Annotated in this window: 7 protein-coding genes and 1 riboswitch (2 of these 8 running past the window's edge); of the genes, 3 read left to right on the top strand and 4 right to left on the bottom strand. The window is 71.7% G+C overall.

Features of this window, described 5'->3' with window-relative positions; genetic code table 11:
- A protein-coding gene (locus H565_RS0113710) for a carboxypeptidase M32 (protein WP_027461541.1) crosses the window boundary here: on the top strand, nt 1-1,191 show its 3' portion. Its footprint begins 327 nt before the window's first position; the window shows 1,191 of its 1,518 coding nt (coding positions 328-1,518); its start codon lies off the left edge, out of view; its stop codon occupies nt 1,189-1,191.
- Between the two features lie 56 nt (nt 1,192-1,247).
- Here the strand turns inward: H565_RS0113710 and H565_RS0113705 are convergent, their stop codons facing one another.
- The 3 genes from H565_RS0113705 to ribD are packed head-to-tail and all read right to left on the bottom strand — an operon-like array spanning nt 1,248 to nt 4,224.
- Complete coding sequence (locus tag H565_RS0113705) at nt 1,248-2,435, bottom strand: bifunctional 3,4-dihydroxy-2-butanone-4-phosphate synthase/GTP cyclohydrolase II (RefSeq protein WP_027461540.1); 1,188 nt, start codon at nt 2,433-2,435, stop codon at nt 1,248-1,250.
- A complete protein-coding gene (locus tag H565_RS15540; protein WP_084543000.1) occupies nt 2,432-3,166 on the bottom strand; it encodes a riboflavin synthase in 735 nt (244 codons plus the stop codon). The genes H565_RS0113705 and H565_RS15540 overlap by 4 nt, the downstream gene beginning before the upstream one ends.
- Nucleotides 3,148-4,224: a bifunctional diaminohydroxyphosphoribosylaminopyrimidine deaminase/5-amino-6-(5-phosphoribosylamino)uracil reductase RibD gene (gene ribD / locus H565_RS0113695; protein ID WP_034409670.1), complete on the bottom strand. Its 1,077-nt coding sequence runs from the start codon at nt 4,222-4,224 to the stop codon at nt 3,148-3,150. Before ribD ends, H565_RS15540 begins: the two co-directional genes overlap by 19 nt.
- 112 nt (nt 4,225-4,336) lie before the next feature.
- Nucleotides 4,337-4,525, bottom strand: a riboswitch (FMN riboswitch).
- Nucleotides 4,526-4,623: 98 nt separating this feature from the next.
- Here ribD and H565_RS15535 point away from each other — a divergent pair.
- On the top strand, nt 4,624-5,496 hold the full coding sequence (locus tag H565_RS15535) for a DNA adenine methylase (RefSeq protein ID WP_051363638.1): 873 nt from the start codon (nt 4,624-4,626) through the stop codon (nt 5,494-5,496).
- Complete coding sequence (locus H565_RS0113685) at nt 5,463-6,566, top strand: restriction endonuclease, SacI family (RefSeq protein ID WP_027461538.1); 1,104 nt, start codon at nt 5,463-5,465, stop codon at nt 6,564-6,566. Before H565_RS15535 ends, H565_RS0113685 begins: the two co-directional genes overlap by 34 nt.
- 8 nt (nt 6,567-6,574) lie before the next feature.
- On the opposite strand, the gene H565_RS0113680 is transcribed toward H565_RS0113685, so the two are convergent.
- Nucleotides 6,575-7,500: the 3' portion of a M42 family metallopeptidase gene (locus tag H565_RS0113680; protein ID WP_157469092.1), read on the bottom strand. The gene runs 106 nt beyond the window's last position; 926 of the gene's 1,032 nt are visible here — the last part of the coding sequence; the start codon falls outside the window, past its right edge; it ends in the stop codon at nt 6,575-6,577.

Raw genomic sequence — 7,500 nt, 5'->3', positions numbered from 1 at the left:
CAGCACGGCGGCGAGAGCTACTCGGCGTGGACGGAGGCGCGGCCCGCCAATGACTTCGCCCGGATGGTGCCCTACCTGGAAAAGTCGCTGGATCTCAGCCTCCAGGCGGCGAGCTACTTCCCGGAGTTCGCGGACCCCATGGACTATTTCATCGACCAGTCCGACGAGGGCATGACCGCCGCGCAGGTCGGCGAGGTCTTCGCGGCGCTGAGAGCGGCGCTCGTGCCCATGGTGGAGGCCGTGACCGGGGCCGACGCTCCCCGCACCGACTTTCTGGCGCGGCACTATCCCGCCTCTCAGCAGCTCGCCTTTGGGGAGGGCGTGATTCGGGATTACGGGTACGACTTTACGCGGGGGCGGCAGGACCTCACCCACCACCCCTTCATGACCCGGCTGGGCGAGCGGGACGTGCGCATCACCACCCGCGTCAAGGAGAACGACCCCACCGAAGCGCTGTACTCCACCCTCCACGAGGCCGGGCACGCGATGTACGAGCAGGGGGTGGCGGAAGACCTGCTGGGAACGCCCCTGGGCGGCGGCGTGAGCGCGGGGGTCCACGAGAGCCAATCCAGGCTGTGGGAGAACCTCGTCGGGCGCAGCCGGGCCTTCTGGGCGGCATACTTCGGGAAGTTCCGCGACGCCTTCCCGGAGCCGCTCGCGGACGTGACCGAAGAAGAGATGCACCGCGCTTCCAACGTGGTCGCCCGGTCCCTCATCCGCACCGACGCCGACGAACTGACCTACAACCTGCACGTCATCACCCGCTTCGAGCTGGAGCGCGAGCTGCTCGCCGGGCGGCTGGCGGTGCGCGACCTCGCGGACGCCTGGCACGCTGCCTACGAGCAGAACCTGGGCCTGCGGGCCGAGAGCGACGTGAACGGCGTCCTCCAGGACGTGCACTGGTACTTCGGGAGCATCGGCGGGGCCTTCCAGGGCTACACGCTGGGCAACGTCCTGAGCGCTCAGTTCTACGCCGCCGCCGAGCGGGCCAACCCCAGCCTGGAGGGCGACATCGCCCGCGCCGACTTCGGGCGGCTGCACGGCTGGCTGCGGGAGAACGTGTACGCGCCGGGCCGCCTCTACACCCCCAACGCCCTGGTGGAGCGGGCAACCGGGCAGCCCATGACGGTGGAGCCGTACCTGAAGTATCTGCGGGAGAAATACGGGGCGCTGTACGGGGTGACGTTCTAGGTCCCCACCGGGAGGGCGGCGGACCAGGCTGGTCTGCCGCCCTCTCCCCTCTCGCCCTACCGCAGATGCCCCAACTTCGCCCCCTTCGTCGCCAGGTAGCCCGCGTTGTGCGCGTTCTGGCCGACGTGCAGCGGCACCCGCTCGACGACCTCCAGCCCGAAGCCCCCCAATGCGTGCAGCTTGCGGGGGTTGTTGGTGAGGACCCGCAGCCGCCGCGCCCCCAGGAGGTGCAGCATCTGCGCCCCGATGCCGAAGTCACGGGCGTCGGCGGGAAAGCCGAGTTGCAAGTTGGCGTCGACCGTGTCGGCCCCGCCGTCTTGCAGGGCATAGGCGCGAATCTTGTTCAGCAGGCCGATGCCCCGGCCTTCTTGCCGCAGGTAGACGAGGATGCCCCGGCCTTCTTCTGCAATCGCCCGCAGCGCCGCGTCGCGCTGGGGGCCGCAGTCGCAGCGCAGCGAATGGAAGGTGTCTCCGGTGAGGCACTCGGAGTGCACCCGCACGAGCAGCGGTTCCTCGCTCACCTCGCCCATCACGAGGGCGACGTGCTCGGCTCCCGACAGGGTGTCCTCGAAGCCAAAGAGGCGGAACTCGCCGTACTCGGTGGGCAGCCGCGCCTCCGCCGCCAGCCGCAAGAAGGGGTCATGTTCCATTCGGTAGGCGATCAGGGCCTCGATGGAGCCGACCAACAGCGAATGCCGCTTCCCGAAAGCGAGGAGGTCAGGCAGCCGCAGCATCTCGCCGCTGTCGCCCATGATTTCGCAAATCACCCCGGCAGGGGCAAACCCCGCGAGCCGGGCGAGGTCGCAGCCCGCTTCGGTGTGCCCGGCGCGGCGCAGCACCCCGCCGGGCCGCGCGACGAGCGGGAAGATGTGCCCCGGACGGCGGAAGTCGGCGGGGGTCGCGGCGGGGTCGGCCAGCGCCGCAATCGTCGCGGCGCGGTCGTAGGCGCTGATGCCGGTGGAGGTGCGGACATGGTCCACGCTCACCGTAAAGGCCGTGCCGTGGGGGTCGGTGCTGGAGCGCACCATCGGCGCGAGGTCCAGCTCGGCGGCCCGCTCCGGGGTCAGGGTCACGCAGATGAGGCCCCGGCCCTCCCGTGCCATGAAGTTGACCCATTCGGGCGTGGCCGTCTCGGCGGGCATGAGAAGGTCGCCCTCGTTCTCGCGGCCCTCGTCATCCACCAGGATGACCGGACGCCCAGCCCGCAGCTCGGCGAGCAGGTCGGGGATGGAGGCGAGGGTCATGCTTCGGCCTCCCCGTGAGACACGGTCGTACGGGGCGAGGTCGGGGTGCCAAGAGGTCGAGAAGCTGGGGGTGGGGCCGCTCTCGACCCCTCGACGGCTGGACCCCTCGACACCCCGAAGGCCAGCAACCGCTCGACATACTTCGCCATCTGGTCGGCCTCCAGGTTGACCACCGTGCCGGGCCGCCAGTCGCCCAGGGTGGTGACCTCCAGGGTGTGCGGCACCAGCCAGAGGGTGAACTCGTCGGGGGCGAGGTCCGCGCGGCTGCCGCCGGGACCGCCCGTGTCCACGACGGTGAGCGACACGCCGTCCACCGTGACGCTCCCCTTGGGCACGAGGTAGCGGGCGAGGTGGGCGGGGGCGCGGACGCGCAGGGTGTACGCGCCGGGGTCCTCGCGCCGCTCCAGAATCTCGCCCGTGCCGTCCACGTGCCCGCTCACCACGTGGCCCCCGAAGCGGCCCGCAGCGGTCATCGCCCGCTCCAGGTTGAGCCGGGCACCCACTTGCCAGTGGTGGGGGGCGGTCTTCTGCAAGGTTTCGCGGCTGAGGTCCACGGTAAAGCCCGTCTCGTCCCAGCCCGTCACGGTGAGGCAGGTGCCCGCACAGGCGACCGACTCGCCGAGCGTGAGGTCAGGCCACATCCGCTCTGGCGTGACCTTCAGGGTGAGGGTGCCGCCCACTTCGGCGGCGTGCGTGACGCGGCCTACCTGTTCTACGATTCCGGTAAACATCCGTTCGCTCCTTCCGCTCCCAGGCGGGGAATGTCGTGCAGCAGGCCCGTCACCAGCACGTCCGGGCCGAGGAGTTCGGCGCAGGGGTCATGCAGGAGGGCGGCCTCGGCCATCCCCCGCACCGGGCCGCTCAGCGGCGAGAGGCCCGCGCCGAGAAGCTTGGGGGCCACGAGCGCCCGCACCTCGTCGATAAGGTCCGCCGCGAAGAGGGCGCTCGCCAGGGTGGGGCCGCCTTCGAGCAGCAGGGTGGCGACGTTCCGGCGGCCCAGCTCGTGCAGGGCGTCCCGCAGGTCCGTCACCCGCAGCACCTCGGCCCCCCGCTTCTCCAGGGGGCGGGTGTCGGCGTCGGGGGCGGTCACGAGCAGGGTGCCGGGGCGCAGGGCCTGGGCCGTCAGGGGCGTGCGGGCGCGGGGGTCGAAAATCACCGGGCGGGGGTCGCGTCCCCCCTCCACCCCACGGGTGGTGAGACGAGGGTCATCGGCCAAGACGGTGCCAATACCCACCGCGATGGCGTCCGCCTCGTCACGCCAGCGCATCACCCGCGCCCAGGCGGGGCCGGAGGTGACGGCTCCCCGCCCCTCGCCCGCCGCCGCGACCTTGCCGTCGAGCGTCACCGCGTACTTGTAGACCACCCAGGGCCGCCCGCGCGTGACCAGCGAGCGAAAGCCTGCTTGCTGCCGCAGCGCCTCCGCCCCCCCCACGCCCACGGTGACGGGAATCCCGGCCCCGCGCAGCCGCGCCAGGCCGCGCCCAGCGACCTGCGGGTTGGGGTCCAGGGCGGCGACGACCACCCGCCCCACCCCCGCCGCGACCAGGGCGTCGGCGCAGGGGGGGGTGCGCCCAAAGTGACTGCACGGCTCCAGGGTGACGTAAGCGGTGGCCCCGCGTGCCCGCTCGCCCGCCTCCCGCAGGGCGAACACCTCGGCGTGGGGGTCTCCGGCGCGGGGGTGAAAGCCCCGCCCCACCACCTCGCCCCCCCGCACGAGCACGCAGCCCACCGGGGGATTGGGGGCGGTGCGGCCCAGGCCCCGCGCGGCCTCGGCGAGCGCGAGGGCCATGTATCCAGCGTCTTCCGGGCGCCACCTTTCGTCAGCGAGCAAGGCACCCGTCCCAGGACTGTTCATTCCAGACATACAGTGTCGCCGCCCACCGGGGTGGTGGGGAGGGCGTCTCCTCCTTCTTCCATCCGGACTTCGGGAGTGACCGCCGCCTGGGCCGTCACGTCCCTCTTACCGTCGGCCCCGGAATCGCACCGGGTCGGGCCTCACGCGTCTTGCAGTTTGCGCGGGCTTCGCGGGCTGACCAGCTTTGAGTTGGATCACCGCCGGTGGGGAATCTCACCCCGCCCCGAAAGAGGTCGGCCCCGGTCCCGCGGGGGACGGGAGCCAGGGCCGATGCTAGCGCGGAGGTGGGGAGGGCAGGGGGCAAAAAAGCACACAAACGCTATGCTGCCCGGCATGGCCCCACGTGGCACCAAGAAAATCGCTTTCGGCTGGTACGGGGGCAAGTTCAGTCACCTGGGCTGGCTGCTGCCCCTCTTGCCCCCGGCCACCCATTACTGCGAGCCGTTTGGCGGTTCGGCGGCGGTGCTGCTGAATCGCCCGCCTGCCCCGGTCGAGACCTACAACGACCTCGACAGCGAGGTCGTGAACTTCTTCCGGGTCCTGCGTGATGAGGGGGACGCCCTGATTCGGCTCATCGGCCTGACCCCCTTTTCGCGGGAGGAGCTGCGCCTCGCCACCCAGGAGGACCCGGAGGGCCTGAGCGACCTCGAACGGGCGCGGCGGTTTTTCGTGCGGGCGCGGCAGGTCCGCACCGGGCTGGCCCAGACCGCCAGCGAGGGCCGTTGGGCGCATTGCCTGCTGACCAGCCGGGCCGGGATGGGGGGCGCGGTGAGCCGCTGGCTGGGCAGTGTGGAGGGCCTTTCCGAAATCGTCCAGCGCCTGCTGCGCGTGCAGATAGAAAACGCCCCCGCCCTGGAGGTCATCGCCCGCTACGACAGCCCGGAGACGCTGTTTTACTGCGACCCGCCCTATGTGCACGGCACGCGGGGAGACGCCAAGGCCTACGGCTACGAGATGACCGACGCCGAACATGAGGCCCTGGCGCGGGCGCTGCGGGGGGTGCGCGGCAAGGTCGCCATCAGCGGCTACGCCAGCAGCCTGTACGAGGACCTGTACGCGGGCTGGACCCGCATCGAGGCCCCCGCCCGGATGATTCACAGCAGCAAGGGCGAGCGGACCGAGGTGCTGTGGGTGAACTACGAGCTGCCCGCTGCGGCCCGGAAGGAGGAGGCATGGACCCCAGAGCACTCCTTGTTCGCGCCGTAGAGCGGGCGGGGAGAGCGGCCCCGCCCCCCGTGACGGCCCCGGAAGTGGCCGCCGCCCTGCGCCGCGTGATGCGCTGCGAGAGCAACCGCGCCCCCGCCCGGCTGGTGCTCGCCTGCGCCCTGGCCAAAGCCCACCGCCCGGAACTGGACGCGACCGAGCCGTACACCGAGATTCGTTCGGGCCGCTCCTTTTCGGGTCGCCGCTACGACGAGGAGTATGTCGCTGACCTCCTGTCCGCCCACCGCCTGCCGCTCAACCCCACCACCGCTTTTCTGACCCCCACCCTGAGGAACGCAAATAAGCCGCTGCGGAGCGCCACGGTCTTCGAGGGCCGTCCCCGGCAGGTGTATCAGGACGCGGCGTTCGTGCTAGAGAGTCTGGAAGCGGGGACAGCGAACGCCGAGGACGTGTTGGCACAGGCCCTGGCCGAACTGTTCGCCCTGCGCGACGAGCGCGAAGCAGCGTTGGGGGCGGCCCTCGCGGCGGGGGGCGGGGCAGGGACCCTCTCCACCGAGGACGTGCTCACCCTTCTGGAGCAGCACCTGCGCAGCAAACGCGCCAGCCGCCTGCCCGTCCTGGTGGTCGCCGCGCTGTACCGGACCCTGGGGGCGCTGTCGGACGAACAGGCCCTGACCCTGGGGGCGCACAACGCCGCCGACGCACGGACGGGGACCCTGGGCGACATCGAGGTCGAGGTGCTCGCCGCCCCCGGTCGCCCCGCCACCGTCTATGAGGTCAAGGCCCGCCCCGTCACCCTGGGTGACGTGCAGCACGCGGCGCGGAAGGTAGCGGCGGCTCCCGCCCCGCCGGAAAACTATCTGTTCGTCACCACCCACCCCATCGAGCGGGAGGTGACCGACTACGCCCGGACGCTCCATGACCGCACCGGGGTCGAGTTCGCCGTGCTCGACGCGCTGAGTTTCGCCCGGCACCTGTTGCACTTCTTCCACCGCCACCGCCTGACCTTCCTGAACGCCTATCAGGAGCTGCTGCTGGCCGAACCCGACAGCGCCGTGCGCCCGGAGCTGAAGACGGCGTGGCTCGCGTTGCACCGGAGCGCCGAGAGCTGAGGTCTACCTCACCCAGCCCGCACGTGCGCCAGCATCAGCCGGGCGGTGGCCTCCAGCGCGTCCACGTGCGTGCGCTCGTAGGCATGGCTGGCGTCCACGCCGGGGCCAATCAGGGCGACCGGGTAGTCGCCGCCCGCCCGCCACGCCGCCGTGCCGTCCGAAGCGTAATAGGGGTAGAGGTCCACCCGCAACTCCAGCCCGGCCCGCCGCGCCGCCTCGCGCAGGCGGCCCCCAAGCGCGTGGTCATACGGCCCGCCGCTGTCGGCGGCGCAGAGGGTGACGTGGTGCTCGCTGCTGGTCTGGCCCTCGCCCACGGCGGCCATGTCCACCGCAATCAGCTCGTCCGTGTGGGGCGGAATCCCGGTCGCGGCCCCGTGCCCGACCTCCTCGTAGGTGGTGACGTGAAAGGCGACCGTGCGGGCGGGCAGCGTCTCCAGCAGGGCGCGGGTCACCCCCACGAAGACGGCGACGGCGGCCTTGTCGTCGAGGTGGCGGCCCTTGATGTACCCGGCGTCCGTCAGCACGGCGCGGGGGTCGAAGCTCACGAAATCCCCCACCTCGACTCCCAGCGCCCGCGTCTCCTCCGGGGAGGCGGTGCGGGCGTCCAGCCGGACCTCCATCACGCCCCCCTCGCGCCGCAGCTCGCGCAGGGCGGGGCCGTGGACGTGGGTGCTCTGGAGGGTGTTCACGACGGTGCCCGTCAGGACCGCACCCCCCTGGGTGTGCACCTGCACGTACTCGCCCTCCACGGTCGCCCAGTCGTAGCCGCCGAGAGGCGCGAGGCGCAGCCGCCCGTTCGCCTTGACCTCCTTCACCATCGCCCCCAGGGTGTCCACGTGCCCGCTGAAGGTGGTGTGGCCCGTGCCCGTCCCCGCGACCTCCCAGGTCAGCGCTCCCTTCTTCGTGCGGGCATGAGCCACGCCGAGGGCGTCCA

This window comes from Deinococcus murrayi DSM 11303 (genome assembly GCF_000482805.1).
Lineage (GTDB): Bacteria > Deinococcota > Deinococci > Deinococcales > Deinococcaceae > Deinococcus > Deinococcus murrayi.
This window is presented reverse-complemented; position numbering and strand designations above follow the sequence as displayed.

Bases quoted from the DNA above. Each gene is read 5' to 3' on its own strand.
- ribD (WP_034409670.1), bottom strand. From the start codon at position 4,224: ATGGCCCTCGCGCTCGCCGAGGCCGCGCGGGGCCTGGGCCGCACCGCC.
- H565_RS0113685 (WP_027461538.1), top strand. From the start codon at position 5,463: ATGGACCCCAGAGCACTCCTTGTTCGCGCCGTAGAGCGGGCGGGGAGA.
- H565_RS15540 (WP_084543000.1), bottom strand. From the start codon at position 3,166: ATGTTTACCGGAATCGTAGAACAGGTAGGCCGCGTCACGCACGCCGCC.
- H565_RS15535 (WP_051363638.1), top strand. From the start codon at position 4,624: ATGGCCCCACGTGGCACCAAGAAAATCGCTTTCGGCTGGTACGGGGGC.
- H565_RS0113705 (WP_027461540.1), bottom strand. From the start codon at position 2,435: ATGACCCTCGCCTCCATCCCCGACCTGCTCGCCGAGCTGCGGGCTGGG.